Origin of the sequence: Neopoerus faecalis, from assembly GCF_029218125.1 — a bacterium.
Taxonomy (GTDB): domain Bacteria; phylum Bacillota; class Clostridia; order Oscillospirales; family Oscillospiraceae; genus Oscillibacter; species Oscillibacter faecalis_A.
The window spans coordinates 38,677-57,086 of the sequence record NZ_JARFXX010000002.1 but is presented as its reverse complement, the minus strand read 5'-3'; the positions used below and the strand labels follow the sequence as shown (position 1 = coordinate 57,086).

The window sequence follows — 18,410 nt, the reverse complement described above, 5'->3', positions numbered from 1 at the left end:
TTGATTTTCTCCCCCACCGTGATATAATGGCAGAAATTAAATATCCGGGTATAGCGAAGTTGGTATCGCGCCTGGTTTGGGACCAGGAGACCGTGCGTTCGAGCCGCACTACTCGGACCAAAACCCCTCTGAAATCAACGATTTCAGAGGGGTTTTTCTTATTCTTTGTCTATTGCGGCGCAATTTCTGAGTTACTCTCTACAGCAAAACCGTCCGCTTTCGGTAGTAAATCCTGTCGGAAGCACTTTTAATATACAGAAGTCCATCCCACACAAAAGCCTTCCATCAAACATTTTTCCCTCTTGCAGTATTAATTTGACTGTGTTATAATTTTAATATTCCAATTAGCCGTATTAGCTTAGTTGGATAGAGCGCCTCCTTGACTAAGAGGTAGACGGGGGTTCGAGTCCCCCATACGATCATTTTAAGCTGTTGCTTTTTATATTTGTATTCAACTCCTCTTTTGGTCTTTTTTGATTCCAAAAGAGGAGTTATTTTATGTCAGCAATAATTCGAGTGTAAAGCGGCCAAAAAGCCGCACGGCACTCGATTTGGAAAACTTTAATGATGGAAACTGTAAATGACATAGGGCGTTTTCCTATGACACTCGTCCAAGTAACCAATCAAAGCAATTCTATCAGCAAGGAGGTTGCTACCATATGAGACCGTTTTCAATCAATATACGCGGTCGCGTAAAAAACTTTAATCTTCCTAAAAATCAGCCACTTGTGCCGCTTTTTGAGGCTATCGTGAATGCAATTCATGCCATTGGTGAGCGGAAATCCACCGATCCATCTTTTGAAGGCCAAATAATTATCAGAATTCTTCGTGATGGACAGTTTGTACTCGATGGCACTGGTGAATTGCCCCAAATTCAGTCCTTCGAAATTATTGATAATGGAATTGGATTCAATGAAGCAAATATTGCTTCGTTTATGGAATCGGACTCAACATACAAAGCCCAAATTGGCGGCAAGGGTGTCGGACGGTTTTCTTGGCTGATTGCATTCGAAAAAGCTGAGATAGAGAGTGTCTATTCCGAGGAAGATGAATATGTAAAACGATCCTTTGATTTCTCCATTTCTAATTCTGGCATCAATGATACCCTCACCGACTGCACCGGGTATAATGATAATCAAACGACAGTCAGATTGCTCAATTACATTAAACCGTATGCCGATAATGTTCCTAAACGCAGTATTACCATTGCTATGCGGATAATCCAGCATTGTCTTGTATATTTTATTTCTGATGATTGTCCCCAAATCATCCTGCAGGATATTGATGAAACTCATAACTTAAATCATATATTTAAGGAGAAAATTCGATCTGAAGCTAACAGCAAGACTATTGTCTTGAATGATGAAACCTTTGAGTTGCTCCATGTAAAAGCCGAAGAGTCCACTATCAACGGCAACAAATTATATTTGTGTGCACATAACCGCTTAGTAGAAACAAAAGAACTGGATAAGTATATTACCGATCTTGATCGACAAATCTTCGAAAAAAGTGGATTCTGGTATGTTGGTGTTTTGAGAGGGCATTACCTCGATGAGGCCGTTGATATGAACAGGCTTTCCTTTAACATTCCTGACGGTGGCCCATTAGATAGCATGGCAAACATGATTACTATGGATCAGATCATGCGAGCGGTTGTCGTCGAAGTAAATGAATTTCTTAAAGACTACCTTCAGCCTATTGCCACAGAAAAAATTCGAAGAATAACAGATTATGTAACGCATCGGGCCCCACAGTTTCGTCATCTGTTGAAATACACACCTGAGGCAATTGCGAAAATCAAGCCTAATTTAAGTGAGGATAAATTGGATGATGAACTACATCGTATAAAAAGAGAGTTCGATAGAACAACAGCCAAAGAAAATACTCAGCTTCTCGATGAACTGAATAAAGGTGTAATCAGTTCAGACGAGTACATACAGAAATTTGGATTGCAAATCGAAAAAATAAATAGCGCTAATGGGGCCGCATTAGCCGAATATGTTGCTCACCGCAAGGTTATCCTCGACTTGATGGAGTTTGCAATACGTCAAAATGATGATGGGCATTTTCAAAAAGAGAGTTTTCTCCATAATATCATTTATCCAATGAGAACAACCTCTGCGGATACTCCTTATAGCAATCATAATTTGTGGTTGCTGGATGAGAAGCTCGCCTATTGCAGTTATATTTCCTCCGATATTCCGTTTAATAACAATCCGAAAGAAGACCGAACAGACATAATGATCTTGGATTCTCCAGTCGCTGTTTCTGATGAAGAAAATGACGGTCGAGAATACGAGAATATTGTCTTGTTTGAACTCAAACGTCCGATGCGAGATGACTATAATAGCAGTAATAATCCTGTCAATCAGTTATATGAATATGTTTCACAGTTGAGGAGCAACAAAAAAAGGGATAAAGATGGACGTGTAATCAGAGTCGGACAAAACACCAAATTCTACTTATATGCCGTGTGTGACATCACAACCACATTAGAGCAGATTTTGGATTTCCACGATTTTTCACAAACACCTGATAAACTTGGGTATTATAAGTATAATGATAAGATGAATGCATATATCGAAATCTTATCTTATGACAAAATTATAAATGACGCAAAGAAGCGCAATAGAATCCTCTTTGATAAACTGGGGATATAATTTTCTGTAATTCTGTCATACATGAAATACCAATTCACAGTCATATTCCGAAACCAAAGTGGTTGTGGAATACGCTCTTTGCTCGTGCCGAGCTGAAACCAGCGTCCCCCCATTATTTCCGAAGTGCCCTAACACACAATCAAGTGTGTTAGGGCACTTGTTTATCAGTTAGGTCGTATTCATAACCAGAATCATAAACAGTTCTCTATCATTGTTTTATTGCGGTGTAGAATTTGAGACATTGTGTTGTAAAGTAAATAGTGTACCAATCACTTCACACTCTTACCGGTGTTTTTTATGTCTTCTTTCCCCGCTTTTTCCGCTCTTCTGGCGGACTTCCATTACCTTCGTCTATATCCCTCAGCCGCTGCGCTTCCGCAATTTCCGCTTTCATCTCCACGATCAGTACCTTCAGCTTCTCCTCGCACTCCTCACGGGTATGGGCGTAGACATTGCGGGCGTGCTTTTTGCCGTCGGGCCATTTGGGCGAGTAGCGGCCTTCGAAGAGATGGTCGTTGATCTCACTGACGCAGCCGGTACCGGATCTGCGCTTGCGGCCCACGTAGGGCTTGAAATCGGTCATACTCGGCTTTTCCGCCTGGGCCGGGGCAGTTTCCTGCCCCGGCTCTGAAGCGTCCTCCTGCGGCGCTGCTTTGCCGATGCCGCGGTCGATGTTGGCGGCGGCCGTGAGCCGCATGTCGTCGGTGATGTGGGTATAGATGTCCAGTGTGGTGGCCGCCGACACATGGCCCAGCATGGCGGAAAGCGTTTTCACATCCATACCGTTCTCCAGCGCCAGCGTTGCGAATGTATGGCGCAGATCATGAAATCTAACATGCTTGCACCCTGCGTGTTCCAGAATGAGCTGCAGCCTGCGGCGCACCACGCCGGGTGTAATGGGACAGTCCTCCTTCACCGGTGACGGGAACATCCAGCGGGAGTCCACCGTCTTTTTGTACTCCCGCAGCACTGCCACCACCGCGGGCGGCAGGACGATCTTGCGGACGGAGTTCTTCGTCTTGGGCGTGCTGATTTGAAGCTGGCCGCGCACATCGTAGACCTGTTTATTCACATTCAGCACACCGGTTTTGAAGTTCAGATCGTCCCACTGCAGCGCCATGAGTTCACCCCGGCGCAGGCCGGTTGCCAAGTCCAGAAGGAACACTTCGTAGTAGCCTTCAAACTTCGCCTGGATAAGAAACCGTTGCAACTCCTCCCGCGTCAGCACCTGCATTTCCCGCGCCTTCTTCGGCGGCAGCTTGCAGCCGATGGCCGGGTTCACGCGAATCAGTCCATCCTGCACCGCCTTCTCCAATGCGGAGCGGCAGGTGGCGTGGCACATACGCACCATTCGGTCGGACAGCCCTTCGCCGTACTTGTCGGTGAACCGCTTCCGGCCGCTTTTCTTGAGCCGACCGTAGAACTGCTGCAGGTCGTTCTGTGTCAGCTTATTCAGCGGGATGTCCCCAATCTCCGGGATGATGTGCAGACGGATGCGGCTCTCGTAGGTCTCCTGTGTGGTGGGCCGGATCTTGGGCTTGGAGTGATTCTCATACCAGTATGTCAGCCAATCCCCGAAGGGCATCTCGGGCCGCACCTTCTCCGGCTTCAGCCCGCCGCAATCCTCCTTGAGCTTTTGGAGTTTTTCAAGGCACTCCTTCTTCGTTTTAGCGAGAACATTTTTCGTTTTGGGATAGCCGTTATCGTCATAGCCGATGACGATGCGCCCCTCCCACCGACCATCCTTGCGCTGTCTTACGGTTCCGTCTCCGGCTTTTCGTTTTCTTGCCACGGTTTCAACTCCTTTCCGAAGATATCTTCCATGAAGCCGCCTACGATGCCGCAAGCCTGCTTTTGCATATCTGAGGTGACATGGGTGTAGGTATCCAGCGTGAAGGAGGCGTTGGTGTGGCCCAGGATACCGGACAGGGTTTTGGCGTCCACGCCGCTGGTGAGGGCGTGGGTTGCGAAGGTGTGGCGCAGATCATGAAAGCGGATGCTGGGCAGGCCCGCCCGCTGGAGCAGCGTCTTCATGTGGCGATAAGCTGCATTGGGATCGACGGAATCTTCCGGCCTCACCGGGTCAGGGAATATCCATTGGCTGATGGCATCCGCTCTACGCCGCCGCAGGATTTCAGTCACGCTGTGCGGCAGGATGATGGTGCGCATACCTTGATTGGTCTTTGTCTCACCGACGGTGTACTCACCCTTCCGCTGGCTGTGGAGGGTGCGGCACACCTTCAGCGTCCCGGTGTCCCCATCGAAGTCGTTCCACTGCAGACCGCAGATCTCGCCGCGGCGCAGGCCGGTCATCAGCTCCGTTTGGAAGAAGTCCCGCCACACCTCGTCCTGCTCCACCACCGCAAGGAAGGTGTCCAGCTCCGCACGGGTGAGGATGCGCTTTGGTTTATAGTTGGGCTTGGGAGCCGTTGTCCCCTCGGTGGGGTTCCTGGGAATGACATGCGCCTGCACAGCGTCTTTCAGTGCGGCGTGGAGGGTGGAGTGAATGTGGCGCACCATGGAGTCGGAGAGCTGATGCCCCATCTCGGGATGCTCGTGGATGCGTCCCTCCGTTTTTAGGCGGCGGTACATCCGCTGGATGTCCTGCTGGGAGATGAGGGAGATTTGCTTGTCGCCCAGTTGCGGCTTGATGTAGTATTCGATATAGCAGCGATAACTTTTGAGCGTGCCGGGCCGCACCGTGTCCGCCTTGTACTCCGTGAGCCAACGGTCCAGCCACTCGCCCAAGGTCATGCGGCTGTCCTCGGTCAGTTCCACATCACGGTAGCACTCGATGTTCTGGTGGAGCTTGTCCAGCAGAGCCTTTTGCGTCTTGGCGTAGACATGGCGGAACAGCGGCTCGCCGTTTTCCTTGTGGCCGATAACGATACGCCCTTCCCAGCGTCCGTCGTCACGCCTTCGCACCATGCCGTCACCGGCCGGTCTTCGTTTTGCCATGCATTTCACTTCCTTTGGATTCAATTTCTTTTTGCAACACAAACAACTACCACACTTTTGCGGAAATAGCTACTGAATTCTTCTGCCAGCTTTGACCACAAAATTGGCCAGAAATCGGGGTAAAAATAGGGCTTGGGGCCGGTATGACGTCGGTAGAAACCCTTGCAAACACTGGCTTTTTCGGATTTTTAGCGTCAGAGCGGATCCATGAGCCCGGAAAGAGCGTCGCATTGTCCCCGGCCGCAAACCCTTGAAAATGCCCGCACTGCGGGCATTTGTGGGATGGACAGGGGCGTTTACGACCCCGGTCCTTTCTCCTGCTTTCCTTTCGTCGGCGGCAAATCGGTCTGATTTTCGGTTATCCTGCCCGGTCGATCATCCACGTCGCATCATCCCCTTCCGGGCAGAGCACGCTGCGATAGGTACTGATGTCTGGTACCATGCCGCGGCACATCATTTCGTTGCATAGCAGCATGCGGAGCACCGCAGTGCTGTAGACACTCCGCATCTCGTCCCGGCACCGACGGGCAACGGTCTTTTGCTCATCGGTCAGATCACCGTAGTGTTCATCGCAGAGGAACAGGCGAAGCTCCTCTGCGTCGATGGGGTCGGCATGATCCTTGTTCCACGCCCACCGGATGTAGCGCACTGTGTCGTGTGTGCGCCGTAGGACCATCATCGGGTCATGGTCTACGATAAAGTTTGCAAGCTGCTGCATCATGCGCTTTCCTCATTTTTCTCGTTCTGTCGATTCAACTCGGCCAGCCGCTTTTCTGCCTTTGCCCGTTCCATGTCACGCTCCACCTGTAGGAACTGCCGCTGATAGTTCAGCTCCATCGCTTCCTGAACGGGACGGATGGTGTAGATGAGACTGCCGTTGCGCACGCGGCCATCCTTCGTTGTGACGGTGCTGGGTTCGGTGCGGATGAGTCCCTTCTCCTCCAGACCAGCCACATACTTTCGCACAGTGTTTTCACTCAGCTGCACCGCCCGGCCGATGGTGCGGTAGCTGGGATGGCACTGGTAAGTTTTGCGATCCTCGCAGCGCAGGAGGTAATTGTAGACGGCGATCTCGTGAGAACTGAGTCCGAGATTGAAGACCTCGTTTGGGACAAGGTAGTAGTGCTTGTTCGGGTCCCGCTTGGGCCAGCGCTGGAACATCAGGCATCACCTCCTGTCTGCTCATCGACCCACCGGCAGAACTTTTCTTTGGGCACCACGATGCGGTTTCCGATCCGCAGCGCGGGGAAGCCCGTTTCGCGCATGAGCTCATAGGCGCTGGAGATGGACACGCCCAGCACCTGCGCCACCGTGTTCGCATTGAGGAACAGCGGCAGCTGGTCATAGTTGGTAAATGTGGATTCTTGCATTGGATTCCTCCTTTATAATTTTTGATGTTTGTTGACGGAAGCTACAACGCAGCCTATAGGCATCACTCCTTTCAGTTCGATTTGAATACAGAGAATTGCTCCCTGCTAAATGCCTTAAAAAATCCCTCCACTTATCGCGGAGGAAAACATGTTTTGCACACCCTGTTTTAGAAAAATTTTTCTTTGTCTATCGCGGCGTATCTTTTGAGACAGCAAATAGAAGTTCCATACCATCCAACAGCTTCATGAGGGACAATTCTAACATTCCTCTACCTATTGCCGTTCTTCAGCAATTTTTGGGCCTTTTTTCTATGCGATCCACACGCTTAAAAATCGTTTTCATGTTCATGCCGGATATCCTAAAATATACGCCATTCCGTTTCTTTGAATCCCATACATACCATGGACGCAAAAAGGGAGCCGCGCCAATTGGCGCGGCTCCCTGAGTCGAGTGTTCGGTTTTACATTCCCAGCGTCGGTGAGGTATGCTGCTCCTGCACCATCAAAAGTTCCAAGCTGTAATCCAAAATCTTCTCTTTGCGCTCGGTCAGCATGGTCAGATAGAATTCACGCTGGATTGGCAGCAGTTCAGGGACACCTTCGAGAAAGTCATGGATCGCATCGAGGTCGATTCTTGAGCAGACACGCTTGAGCGCCTCATTGCAATCTGGATTCTTCAGTGAGGAGATGTAATCGAAATAAGATATCTTTTTCCCGCCTTTTTCGATAGAGGAAGTTGGGAAGGTATAGATGCGCTGGTCGATTTCCGCTTCGTCTTGCAGCACAGTTTTCATCCGTTCCAAATCAAGCTGCGGGTACAGGCAGGAACCGCAATCATAGATCGGCGCTAACTCTGCCTGCTGCTTTCCCTCATCCACCAGGAAACCCCAGTTACCGTTGTGCCGGTCGAAGTTTCCAAGGAACGCATCCGCAATAAACATGTCCCAGAAAAATTGCCGCAACTCATCGGAGGGATAAATACTCTGCTCCTCGATGGCCTCCAGAATGGAGGACAGTTCTTTTCCATAACCGTTCTGTTCACTGTCGATGCAGGTATTCTTCAGATGGGCAAACTCGATGAGCCGTTTTCCGTCCTCTGTAAAATCCCGACAGGCAACTACCAGCTTTGTCTTGCCGCGGCTGTCCGTATAGTTTCCGAGGAGCGTTTCCTGTGTCCGAAAGCCCAACATTTCAAAGATATGACAGGCGACATATTCGCTGATGCAGCCGTTGCTGTAACTCATATCCCGATTTCGGCTGGGCTTTGGCGGGAACTTGAGCATATAACTATGTCCTTGATAGGTGATATTGATTTTATTCCCATTGGCTCCGCCGTAGGCGCGGAAGCGGTTGACTGGGCAGTTGGTAAAATCAATCACAGGTTCTCACCCCCTCATAAATATTTTGCGCGAAGATAGTCTGCCTGCTCCTGCGTGATGGCATTGCTCCATTGATTGGAATTGATCGCGCTATATAATTCTCCCCACAGGCAGTCCATATAAGACACTTTGTCTTTTTCGCCCTGAATGTACTCACGGAGCGCTTTATCCAAACTGGCGGGCAGATTCTTTTCCAAATAGGTTCGGTCAGTCGGCTTGCCACCATGCATTTGCGGTTTCTCCACGGTCAGCGTAATGAGCTGCTCCATCGGGATACCCAGTGCGGAGGACAGCTTCATCAATGTTCCGGCACTGCATCGGGAAAGCGTTGTCTTGCCGGAGCAAATGTCCGCCAGCGTTGCCCAAGGCACACCGCTTTTCTTGGAGAGCTGGTAGCGGGAAAGGTTCTTTTCCCGCAGTATCTGTTGGATCGTCATATACATCACCGCTTTTATTATATCGGTGTGCCGATAATCAGTCAAGAGAAAAGCTCCTAAACCTCTGACCGGTCTATATGTCTGCATTTGCGCTACTGCCGATTATTACGATATAGAGAGCGGAACAAGCATTTATGGCCTGTCCCTCTACTTTTTTCTGTCCGGATTTTGAAAGTGTTTTCCTTGTCTGTGGCGGCTCAACCGTTGAGCTGTTGCCTATGCTCTACTCTCCGTCGTCATCAGACCATGATGAGATCATGTGAATATCGCCGGTGTCCATATCCATCGCCATGTGATCGCCCATGCGCAGCATGAGATCCCCATCGGAGTCCATCGCCATGCTGTCTGAAATGCTCACGGCGAAGTCGCCGTCAGCGTAGTCAAAAAATCGATTGCACACTGTACCCGCCTCCTCTATTGAAATATCTGTTATAAACCTCATTCACCGCTTCCACATACACAACAAAGGATGGGTGGTTACGATCCTGCCAAGACAGATACATGTTTTTCTTCTCAAGATACCTGTCACGAACCTCCTGCCATAAACCTTCTTCCTTTATTTCATCCGCTCTATCTTTTACTTGATGTGAGCGCGGCACTTCATTCCATGTATACTGATTCCAAGATTTATTATGTACTAACCGCATATAGTTTCCTTTCGGATTTTTCTTGATAATCGCAATATCAAAGCTGAATTCAACATTTGGAGTATCCTTAAAATGCAGCAGTGCAGTCAAACAAGAAGTTGAATCTTGTGCATCCGAAAAGAACTTTCTGCCCACCGCTTTGTTAAGGGCATTTCTAATTGTATCTTTCAGCAATCGCGGGTCGCGATACTCGTTATCTGCCTTCATGACCAAAAGGTTGTAGTCCAAGTCATACGGGCCATCTCCGTTTCTCGTGATCATATTCTTTGCACCACTTCCAACAAGCGAAAACTGTGTATAAATGCCTTTCTTTTTCAGCAACTCGCAGGTTTCCTTCAGAACATACGAACAATCCGAACGATAGCGTTTTGCCTCGGATTCGTAAACGAACTCATACGCCATATATACTCTCCTTCTCGCCCATGCCACCCATTCAACATCGAGGTTAAATCATTATAGAATAGCATAGAAAGTTTGATTGTCAATAGCGATTTGACCCTATTTTGAATGTTTCCCGCACATTTCACCCCATGATCCCAATTTTGTTGCCGTTTTCGTAAATATCCGTACCATCTTCACAGCGGTTGGGCCCCTCGTACTCCACCCAGCCGAAGCCCGTCACATAAACCTTGTCGCCGGGCTGCAGTTCTTTAGAAGGTTGGGACAGAGTCTGCTCTGGTACAGAATTTTTACCGGGCATCTGCTCTGCGGAAGGCTGGAGTTCAGAATCTGCGGGCGTTTCAATAGACTCTGTCTCTGGTTCAGGACGTTCCTCTTGGGATGCTTCTTGCTGCGAAATCTCGTTTTCCATCTCTGTCAGTGACGCGGAATTCTTTTCTGTTATTTCCACGACAGTCGCTTTCCTGGCGCTCACAGCGGTTCCTGCGGCTGGGACGGGTGTTTCCTCGACTGCGTTGCCATGTGGCCACACGGCGGCACACAAAGCGATACAAGCGGCAATCATGGTTGCTATGACGAACTTCTTCATTTCTCTTCCTCCCTTGCAGATACGAAACGAGCCCCCAATCCCATTGCCGTTCGGCAGGAGACTGAGTGCTCGTTTTCGTAGTGATTCAGTTCTATGGACAGCTTCCACGCCAGTTCAAATCCGGCGATAAAGCTGTCGATGGAGGTATCCTCCGCAATGCGATCCTTTGCGTCGATGATTTGAAGTACCAACCGGCGCTCCGGCTTGCCCAGCACCTCACTAAGTGCTTGATGACATTCCTCAATTTCCTGTTTCTGAGCTGGAAGTTCAGGTGGGGTGTAGAAACAGTCATATAGGTCTTTCAGCAGCTTGTATTTCATGCGCTCGCCTCCTTGCAGCACAAACATATACCACAGTTCGGCGGAAACAGCTACTGAAACTTTTTTAGAAAAATAGCGGCTGGAACATTACGTTTCAGCCGCTATTTTGGCTGTGGGGTATTCGTGGTGCGCTCTCGCAGGTTGGCTATACCCCCCAACTTTGAATACATGGGTATATAATTGACCTTATCTATTATAAAAACCCTACATACTGACTTGTTAAATCTTGTGCGATAACATATTGCGGTTTACCCTTCGACATGATAATATATATTCTGTATAGATATTTCAATTTTCAAAGAGTGACCTTACTATATAAGGCCTACTTGATATTTTCTTTATACAGTTGTGTGAGGCTGAAATGATAAAATATACGTGCAAAAACTGCAATATCACAACCGAATTATCTGAGTGTCCGCACTGTGGAGAGAGAACAGAAATTGTCAATTCCACGATATATTGGTGCAAGTTTTGCAATATTCCTACTTTTGCTGAACATTGCCCTATTTGTGGTTCTAAGGGAAAGCGGATTGGATCAGACATTCGCCCCGTATTTCCTCAGGAGAGGCTTCTGTTAGAGATTTTACTGGACTGCCCGCTTAAGTATAAAAACTCTTCTGTTTGGAATACAGCAGGAAACTATTACTACGCAGATGGCGAGAAGCTTCCCTTTACAGCCAGTCAGACAAAAGATGTTGACGCAGACTATATTAGAGCGCAATTAAAGTTGTACGAAGTCCAAAACCAAAACACCGCATTTGAGGCAGTCATTGAGAAATTCTTGCTTGCTAACAGAAAGCGTTACGAAAATATCACCGACGAGGCGACCCGATTTATTCGCAAAATGGCCGAGAGTTACGACACTACAGAGATGTATGTCTCATTTAGCGGTGGTAAAGACAGCACAGTCGTTTCAAGCCTTGTTATGCGCGCCCTCTGCACTGAAGAGATTCTGCATATTTATGGCGACACTACACTGGAATTTCCTGAAACCGAAGCGTATGTTACCCGGTTCCGCAAAGCTTATCCTAAGACCCCAGTCTTGACCTCTCGAAACAAGGACAAAAATTTTGAGGAACTCTGCGAACAGCTCGGTCCTCCGAGTCGTGTGATGCGCTGGTGCTGCACTATCTTTAAGACTGGTGCCATCCAGAGAAAAATCACATCTTTATTCCGTAGGAAGAAACGAATCCTCACATTCTTCGGCATCCGCAGAAGTGAATCGGTCTCTCGAAGCAAATATGACAGAGAGTCCGATAGCCCTAAAATTGCGATTCAAAAGACCGTCTCGCCAATCATTGATTGGTTGGATTTTGATATTTGGTTGTATCTTTTGACCACGGGTATTGATTTCAATACAGCGTATCGTCTTGGATACACACGTGTTGGCTGCTGGTGCTGTCCAAATAATAGCGCCTGGTCTGGGTTTATGTCGCGGGTATATATGCCGGAGCAGTATGAGCGTTTTCGAAATCTTCTTATTGATTTTGCAAAGAAAATAGGAAAACCCGATCCGGAAGTCTATGTTGATGACGGAAACTGGAGGGCTCGTCAGGGTGGTAACGGCTTAGAGTACGCTAAAAGCTCTGTAATTACCTTTGAGCCCTGTGCCCTGCAGGAAAACACCTTGAATTTTGAACTGCAAAAGCCAATTACAGAAGAACTCTACGAGTTATTCAAGCCTTTCGGCTATATCAATTATGATCTTGGCAACGCCCGACTTGGCGAAGTGTATGTCCTGGATAAGGATGGAACCCTACTTCTGAAACTTCAAGGCAAAATTGGAAGCAAAACATTGAAAGTAAGTATTCTCAATAAAAAGGCTGGTCATTGCAAGAGCATCAAAGCCGTTGAGGATAAAGTAAAGTGTCAGATCACTAAATACCAAATGTGTATGGGTTGCCTTGGCTGCGAAAGTGCTTGTTCCAATGGCGCAATCAATATACAGACCGATCATACCGGACTTCTCTCATATAAGATTGCCGATCATAAGTGCGTTCGTTGCGGCCTCTGCATCGGGCACTACGATGGTGGATGCTATATGCGGAAAGTCATGACGATAAAACGAAGTTAAAAGTTAAAGGAAGACCTGCATGGACAAAAAAGATTACAGACTTAAGGGTCATGAATCATTTACTCTTCGAGAAGGATGGCTCACAAAAGGCTTGAACGCTGTGCATGAAAACCCCAGAGTATTTTCCGAAAACAGCGGCGCAGACGCACTTGGAGTTGGTACGAACATGGCAAAGTCCATCCGTTACTGGATGCGTACTGCTGAACTCACTAAGGAACACCCGCGTGATGGCGTTACTCTGACGGAATATGGAAATCTTATTTTCCAGAATGATCCCTATTTTGAAGACATTTTTTCTCTCTGGGTGATTCATGCAAACATCGCCAGGAATTTCAAACTCGCGACTTCCTGGAATATCTTCTTCAACAATATTGATGTGACTTCTTTTAAGAGAGAAGAACTCATCAATATGATGACGGAAAATATTATCAATATTACTGGCGATACAATGCCCCCAGAGCGTTCTATTGCAGATGATTGCGCTGCAATTTTGCAAATGTACACCGAAAATGGGGATGTACCCTCTGATCCGGAAGAAAAGAGAATCAGTCCTTTTGCAGCGCTGGGATTTTTAAGTAAGGTGGATTCCAATACCTTTGAGAAGAAACATCCTGCCAGGGATTTGATTGACCCCTCCCTGATCCTATATGTAATCGCCGATAAAATTCGCGAAGAAAATGTCCTGTCTATTGACGACATTGTTTCCGGAAATAATATGCCAGGCAAGGTCTTTTACCTTAACCGAGTATCCATTAACGAATATCTTGACCAGCTCCAAAATAAAGGGTACATCCGCGTAAATCGCACGGCTGGTTTGGATGTCATTTACCCTGCATACATGCCTACGACTTATGCAATCCTTGAAGAACACTATGAAAGAAGCCATAACGCATGAAATTACTCGAACTCATCAAAATTGATAATCGCTTTGAGAAATCTGTGAACCTTACTCTTGATCTGTATGTCCAAGATAAGATTGACGGATACATTCCCACACGATCCTCTGTCAACATTCTTGATTCATATATTAACGAAGTTCGTAGCTTCAGCGGTAATCGAGCTACGGTTTTAATTGGCCCCTACGGCAAGGGAAAAAGCCATCTGCTGCTGGTTTTACTGTCCATTTTGTCTCAGACCTGCCAAATGTCTGCAATCAAAAAGTTGGTTCAGCGCATCTCTGCAGTTAATCCTGATGCTGCTTCCCACATCAGTGATGTTATGGAAAATCAGGGACAGTTCTTACCCGTTCTTATCAACGCCAACGGCAACAACTCTCTGAACCAGGCTTTCATGCGTGGCTTGACCTCTGCGCTGGTTCGTGATGGCTTAGATGACGTAATTCCTGATAATTACTACACCGAGTCAGTCAAGATGCTCCTGAACTGGCAGCAGAACTTTCCCGATACATATAAATTGTTCCAGAGGAAACTGAATAAAGAAACCATCGATTCTTTTATCAAGAAACTGGAGTCTTACGATGAAAAGGCACTGGAATTTTTCCGTGCTGTTTATCCGGAATTGACTTCTGGCGGCATGTTCAATCCGCTAATCGACAATGAAGTTATTTCCGTCTATCAATCTGTAAACCGAATTCTGCGTGAAAAGCATGGTTATGCAGGCATCTATATCATTTTTGATGAATTTAGCAAGTATATTGAGGGGCATGCGGTCGAAGGCTTTGCTGATGATATGAAGATCCTGCAGGATATGTGTGAGCTGTGTAACGCCTCTAAAGATGAGCAACTGCATCTCACTTGTGTCGCACATAAGAGCATTAAAACCTATGGTGCTGCTCTGCCTGCTGAGATTTTGAATTCTTTCAAGGGCGTGGAAGGACGCCTGAAAGAGATATATTTTGTTGTTTCCTCTCAAAATAACTACGAGTTAATTTCTGATGCCATTTCAAAGACTCCTGCATTCGATAGCTGGGCCAAGGGAAACCAGCTTTACGCAGATCTCATTGAAAAGTCCTATGCACTGAAAGCTTTTAGTTCATTGTTTACTCCGGGAGACTACAATGAAATTGTGGGTAAGGGATGTTTTCCCTTGACTCCTGTTGCTGCAATGTTGCTACTGAACCTAAGCGAGAAGATTGCCCAAAATGAACGCACAATCTTCACCTATATCGCAAGTAAGGACGCTAACGGCCTTGCCCGGCATGTTGAAAAGAGTAAAAACGATAAATTTGTCGGTGTTGATAGCGTTTATGACTACTTTGTTCCTCTGTTTAAGGAGGAGGTTCAGGTAGGTATTCACCATGAATGGCTGAAGGCTGACTATGCACTCTCTCAGATTAAAACTGCTGTGGAAGCGGCTGTTATCAAGAGCATTGCGGTTATCCGAATGATCAATAATGCCGATGAAATCACAGCATCTGAAAAGTTTATTACGCTTGCAACAGGCCTGGACAAAGCCGATATTCAGATTGCTCTGGCACATCTGAGTGACAGAAAACTGATTGAATTCAAAGCCCGTACTGGCGCATATGAATTTAAAAATAATGTTGGTGTGGATATTGAGCAGGCTATTGCTGACTGCATGAAAAAGCGCTTTTCTAAAGCGGATCCCTGCAGCGTCCTGGCTAATGTCGTAAAAGAAAGGTACATTCTCCCTAAGAAGCATAACCAAACCTTCTGTATGACCCGCTACTTCAACTTTGCATATATGACCTATGCACAGTACATGAATTTGAAGGATTTGTCTTATCTAACCTGGCCAAATCGCCCTGATGGCGTTATAGTGATGATGATGCCTTCTGAGGAGATTGATCGTGCCGCGGTCGAGGCACATACTAAAGAGATTTCTGATCCTTGCCTTATCACCTGTCTACCAAACGTCTCGGTTACCTGTGACGAAATAGCTAAGTATTATCTGGCCATCAGCAGCCTCCACAATAATAGCACTTTTATTGAAGACAATTTGGTCATCAAAAAAGAACTTGAAAAACTCGCAGAGGAAACCATTATAGCTCTGAACGAATGGGTAAAGAATACCTACTATCCTCTTCAAAACATCTACAGTATGGATGGGCCAATCGCTATTGGCCCTAAGGGATTGAATCGTCTTGTCAGTGATATTTGTGACACAGCCTATCATTTTACTCCCAGAATCAACCATGAACTGATCAACCGCCATGAAGTAACTGCTCAAGTTGCAAAAGCAAGAAATACAATTCTTGATGAGTTGCTGAATGGAAAGGATGTTTCCAAGTATGATAATGGTACGAGCGCAGAATCCACGATTTTCCGTGCAGTCATGATTCATACCCAAAGTGACGAAAACATGCGGAGAGTTCGGGCGGAATTGGAGCAGTTCTTTGCCAGTTGCGTAAATCAAAAAAAGTCCTTTGACATCATTATTACCAGACTGACTTGCGCTCCTTATGGCATGAGACTGGGTGTTCTGCCGTTCTATATTCTTGACAGCTTGCTACGGCTTGAGAACATGCCTATTATCTATCTCAACAAAAAGGAAGTAGTTCTGGATCTGGAAACAGTCAACAACATCGTCAAGCATCCCAAGGACTATTCGCTCTATGTTGAATTGGAAACTGTGCAAAAAGCTGAATATGTCCATGCTTTGGAGACGCTCTTTTCAGATTACAGTGAATACTGCAGAGAAGTAGATAAGAAGAATCGACTGGCCAAGATCTCCTGCATGATGCAGTCATGGTATCGTTCTTTGCCACAAACTTCCAAGACTTTTGAGGATCCAGACCGCGATGACCAGGATATCAAAAGTATTATTGCCTTTCGCAAACTCTTTACAGATATCTACCTTAATCCGCGTGAGATTATTTTCGAACGCCTGCCCAAAATCTTCAAATCCACAGCTACTACAGATACGATTGCGGCAGTGCAAGTGGTGAAAAACGAGATTGATTCCCATATTCATTTTGTCCGTGCAACTGCTATCAAAATTATCCGCGATACTTTTGGTTTTGCCGAAGAAACTAATCTCCAGCAAAGCCTGCTCACCTGGTATGATAACTTACCAGAGGTTGCGAAAAATAGCATTTTTTCGGCAAGAGTCAGTAGCCTGATCGAATATATTCAGGCAGTTGATACTGGCGATACAGATGATATCGCCAGTAAAATTGTCAGAAAGACAACTGGTATGTTCATCGAAGACTGGAAATCTGGTTTTGAACGCAAGTTTAAGGATGAACTTAAGGAAGCGGTTGACGAAGTCCTTTCCAAGAAGGAGAATGCCGTAGACACTTCCCAAAAAATCTTGCTCATGTCTGATGACGGCACCTCAGTGGAGCGATTCTATGACTTTGATGCTGAGAATCTTTCCACCACTGCAACTTTCTTTAGGAATGCTCTCGAGGATGTGATGGAAGAGTATGATGGTATTCTTGAAAACAACGAAAAGATTGGCGTATTGATGGATGCTATCAAGAAACTAATGACTTAAGGAGTCCCAACATGATTTACTTGGACAACGCAGCAACCACTTTTCCAAAGCCAGAAAGGGTTTACACTGCACTTGAAACAGCAAATAGAGAGTTGTCATTTAACGCTGGTCGCGGCTCATATAAAGCTGCCCGAGCCGCTTCTGCAATCATCGATGATACAAAGAACCGCCTTCTTTCTCTTTTTCATGCGACTGGGTATGCGGATATAGTTTTCACCCCCTCTGTGACCCATGCATTGAATCAGGTTCTCAATGGACTTGATTTAACCGGAAATTCCGTTATCTATGTTTCCCCCTATGAGCACAACGCAGTTGCCCGCACAGTCTATCAGTTATCGGTAAATTCTGGGGCAAGTGTTAAAATGCTTCCTCTGACTAAGGATCTGCAAATTGATTTGGAGAAGGCAAAGTACCAGTTTAGCATTAATTCGCCTTCTGTCGTAATTCTGAATGCACTCAGCAACGTCACAGGATACATTCTGCCTGTGGCAGAGATATTTTTGATGGCGAGAGAGTACGGAGCAATTACCGTTCTCGATGCAGCCCAGGCAGCTGGATTGATTGATCTGGATATGCCAGCTTTAAATGCTGATGTTCTCTGTTTTGCTGGACATAAGACTTTGATGGGACCTTTCGGTATTGGAGGCTTCCTAATTAAGCACGGCATCACTTTGAAAAAGGTGTTGACCGGTGGAACTGGAAGTTCATCTTTGACTCTGGATATGCCCGAGGAGGCTCCTGGACGCTATGAAGCTTCCAGCACAAATGTTGTGGCAATAGCAGGTTTGAACGCTTCCTTAAAGGGCCTTGACATTAATGAACACAGAAAAACCCTTTGTGAATTGACGGAGTATTTGCTTGAGGCGCTGAATGGTATTCCGTCCGTTAACCTTATGGGCACATTTGATACTGACAAGACCCTTGGAATCGTTTCTTTTGTAGTAGAAGGGTATCAGTCTGACGAAGTCGGCATCATCTTGGATGATGAATACGACATTGCCGTCCGCACCGGATACCACTGTGCTCCATATATCCATGATTATCTTGGCGACAAGCCGTATCATGGCACGATTAGAATTGGCATCGGACAATTCAATACAAAAGAAGACATCGATGCACTGATAAGTGCAATCAAGAGTCTCTAAGTACACGCAAGGG

General features: G+C 46.6%; 16 protein-coding genes and 2 tRNA genes. 7 read left to right on the top strand and 11 right to left on the bottom strand.

What is annotated here, in order from left to right; genetic code table 11:
- The first annotated feature begins 44 nt into the window (after positions 1-44).
- From PY311_RS02555 to PY311_RS02545, 3 genes are all read left to right on the top strand, one after another.
- A tRNA-Pro gene (locus tag PY311_RS02555) sits at positions 45-120 on the top strand.
- 227 nt (positions 121-347) lie between these two features.
- Positions 348-421, top strand: a tRNA-Val gene (locus PY311_RS02550).
- A gap of 238 nt (positions 422-659) precedes the next feature.
- Positions 660-2,660 carry an ATP-binding protein gene (locus PY311_RS02545; protein WP_286147119.1) on the top strand — a complete coding sequence of 667 codons (2,001 nt, stop codon included), beginning with the start codon at positions 660-662 and terminating at the stop codon, positions 2,658-2,660.
- A 295-nt stretch (positions 2,661-2,955) separates the two neighbouring features.
- On the opposite strand, the gene PY311_RS02540 is transcribed toward PY311_RS02545, so the two are convergent.
- The 11 genes from PY311_RS02540 to PY311_RS02490 form a co-directional block, all read right to left on the bottom strand.
- Positions 2,956-4,452 (bottom strand): tyrosine-type recombinase/integrase, encoded by a 1,497-nt coding sequence (locus tag PY311_RS02540; RefSeq protein WP_286147118.1) that lies wholly within the window; start codon positions 4,450-4,452, stop codon positions 2,956-2,958.
- Positions 4,416-5,618 carry a tyrosine-type recombinase/integrase gene (locus tag PY311_RS02535; RefSeq protein WP_286147117.1) on the bottom strand — a complete coding sequence of 401 codons (1,203 nt, stop codon included), beginning with the start codon at positions 5,616-5,618 and terminating at the stop codon, positions 4,416-4,418. Before PY311_RS02535 ends, PY311_RS02540 begins: the two co-directional genes overlap by 37 nt.
- Before the next feature lie 358 nt (positions 5,619-5,976).
- Positions 5,977-6,339: a hypothetical protein gene (locus PY311_RS02530; RefSeq protein ID WP_286147116.1), complete on the bottom strand. Its 363-nt coding sequence runs from the start codon at positions 6,337-6,339 to the stop codon at positions 5,977-5,979.
- Positions 6,336-6,779 (bottom strand): helix-turn-helix domain-containing protein, encoded by a 444-nt coding sequence (locus PY311_RS02525; RefSeq protein WP_286147115.1) that lies wholly within the window; start codon positions 6,777-6,779, stop codon positions 6,336-6,338. Before PY311_RS02525 ends, PY311_RS02530 begins: the two co-directional genes overlap by 4 nt.
- The gene (locus tag PY311_RS02520) at positions 6,779-6,988 is read right to left on the bottom strand and encodes a helix-turn-helix domain-containing protein (RefSeq protein WP_286147114.1); all 210 of its coding nucleotides are present in this window, start codon (positions 6,986-6,988) and stop codon (positions 6,779-6,781) included. Before PY311_RS02520 ends, PY311_RS02525 begins: the two co-directional genes overlap by 1 nt.
- 461 nt (positions 6,989-7,449) lie before the next feature.
- Entirely contained in the window at positions 7,450-8,367 is a 918-nt protein-coding gene (locus PY311_RS02515; RefSeq protein ID WP_286147113.1) for a HipA domain-containing protein, read from the bottom strand.
- A 14-nt stretch (positions 8,368-8,381) separates the two neighbouring features.
- Positions 8,382-8,804, bottom strand: coding sequence for a helix-turn-helix domain-containing protein (locus tag PY311_RS02510; protein WP_286147112.1), 423 nt, complete (start codon positions 8,802-8,804; stop codon positions 8,382-8,384).
- A 223-nt stretch (positions 8,805-9,027) separates the two neighbouring features.
- Positions 9,028-9,204 carry a hypothetical protein gene (locus PY311_RS02505; protein WP_286147111.1) on the bottom strand — a complete coding sequence of 59 codons (177 nt, stop codon included), beginning with the start codon at positions 9,202-9,204 and terminating at the stop codon, positions 9,028-9,030.
- A complete protein-coding gene (locus tag PY311_RS02500) occupies positions 9,185-9,853 on the bottom strand; it encodes a hypothetical protein (protein WP_286147110.1) in 669 nt (222 codons plus the stop codon). Before PY311_RS02500 ends, PY311_RS02505 begins: the two co-directional genes overlap by 20 nt.
- A gap of 121 nt (positions 9,854-9,974) precedes the next feature.
- A complete protein-coding gene (locus tag PY311_RS02495) occupies positions 9,975-10,439 on the bottom strand; it encodes a DUF6550 family protein (RefSeq protein WP_286147109.1) in 465 nt (154 codons plus the stop codon).
- Positions 10,436-10,759 carry a DUF6809 family protein gene (locus PY311_RS02490; protein WP_195615058.1) on the bottom strand — a complete coding sequence of 108 codons (324 nt, stop codon included), beginning with the start codon at positions 10,757-10,759 and terminating at the stop codon, positions 10,436-10,438. The genes PY311_RS02495 and PY311_RS02490 overlap by 4 nt, the downstream gene beginning before the upstream one ends.
- A gap of 361 nt (positions 10,760-11,120) precedes the next feature.
- Here PY311_RS02490 and PY311_RS02485 point away from each other — a divergent pair, with 361 nt between their 5' ends.
- The 4 genes from PY311_RS02485 to PY311_RS02470 are packed head-to-tail and all read left to right on the top strand — an operon-like array spanning position 11,121 to position 18,397.
- The gene (locus PY311_RS02485; RefSeq protein ID WP_286147108.1) at positions 11,121-12,833 is read left to right on the top strand and encodes a phosphoadenosine phosphosulfate reductase domain-containing protein; all 1,713 of its coding nucleotides are present in this window, start codon (positions 11,121-11,123) and stop codon (positions 12,831-12,833) included.
- A gap of 19 nt (positions 12,834-12,852) precedes the next feature.
- Positions 12,853-13,728: a DUF4007 family protein gene (locus PY311_RS02480; RefSeq protein WP_286147107.1), complete on the top strand. Its 876-nt coding sequence runs from the start codon at positions 12,853-12,855 to the stop codon at positions 13,726-13,728.
- The gene (locus PY311_RS02475) at positions 13,725-17,252 is read left to right on the top strand and encodes a DUF6079 family protein (RefSeq protein WP_286147106.1); all 3,528 of its coding nucleotides are present in this window, start codon (positions 13,725-13,727) and stop codon (positions 17,250-17,252) included. The genes PY311_RS02480 and PY311_RS02475 overlap by 4 nt, the downstream gene beginning before the upstream one ends.
- Positions 17,253-17,263: 11 nt before the next feature.
- Positions 17,264-18,397, top strand: a complete 1,134-nt coding sequence (locus PY311_RS02470) for an aminotransferase class V-fold PLP-dependent enzyme (protein ID WP_286147105.1) — start codon at positions 17,264-17,266, stop codon at positions 18,395-18,397.
- The last annotated feature ends 13 nt before the right edge of the window (positions 18,398-18,410 follow it).

Excerpts from the sequence above, each read along its gene's own strand:
- PY311_RS02475 (WP_286147106.1), top strand. The coding sequence starts at position 13,725 with ATGAAATTACTCGAACTCATCAAAATTGATAATCGCTTTGAGAAATCT.
- PY311_RS02510 (WP_286147112.1), bottom strand. The coding sequence starts at position 8,804 with ATGACGATCCAACAGATACTGCGGGAAAAGAACCTTTCCCGCTACCAG.
- PY311_RS02485 (WP_286147108.1), top strand. The coding sequence starts at position 11,121 with ATGATAAAATATACGTGCAAAAACTGCAATATCACAACCGAATTATCT.
- PY311_RS02530 (WP_286147116.1), bottom strand. The coding sequence starts at position 6,339 with ATGATGCAGCAGCTTGCAAACTTTATCGTAGACCATGACCCGATGATG.
- PY311_RS02480 (WP_286147107.1), top strand. The coding sequence starts at position 12,853 with ATGGACAAAAAAGATTACAGACTTAAGGGTCATGAATCATTTACTCTT.
- PY311_RS02495 (WP_286147109.1), bottom strand. The coding sequence starts at position 10,439 with ATGAAGAAGTTCGTCATAGCAACCATGATTGCCGCTTGTATCGCTTTG.
- PY311_RS02525 (WP_286147115.1), bottom strand. The coding sequence starts at position 6,779 with ATGTTCCAGCGCTGGCCCAAGCGGGACCCGAACAAGCACTACTACCTT.
- PY311_RS02490 (WP_195615058.1), bottom strand. The coding sequence starts at position 10,759 with ATGAAATACAAGCTGCTGAAAGACCTATATGACTGTTTCTACACCCCA.
- PY311_RS02500 (WP_286147110.1), bottom strand. The coding sequence starts at position 9,853 with ATGGCGTATGAGTTCGTTTACGAATCCGAGGCAAAACGCTATCGTTCG.
- PY311_RS02470 (WP_286147105.1), top strand. The coding sequence starts at position 17,264 with ATGATTTACTTGGACAACGCAGCAACCACTTTTCCAAAGCCAGAAAGG.
- PY311_RS02520 (WP_286147114.1), bottom strand. The coding sequence starts at position 6,988 with ATGCAAGAATCCACATTTACCAACTATGACCAGCTGCCGCTGTTCCTC.
- PY311_RS02545 (WP_286147119.1), top strand. The coding sequence starts at position 660 with ATGAGACCGTTTTCAATCAATATACGCGGTCGCGTAAAAAACTTTAAT.
- PY311_RS02535 (WP_286147117.1), bottom strand. The coding sequence starts at position 5,618 with ATGGCAAAACGAAGACCGGCCGGTGACGGCATGGTGCGAAGGCGTGAC.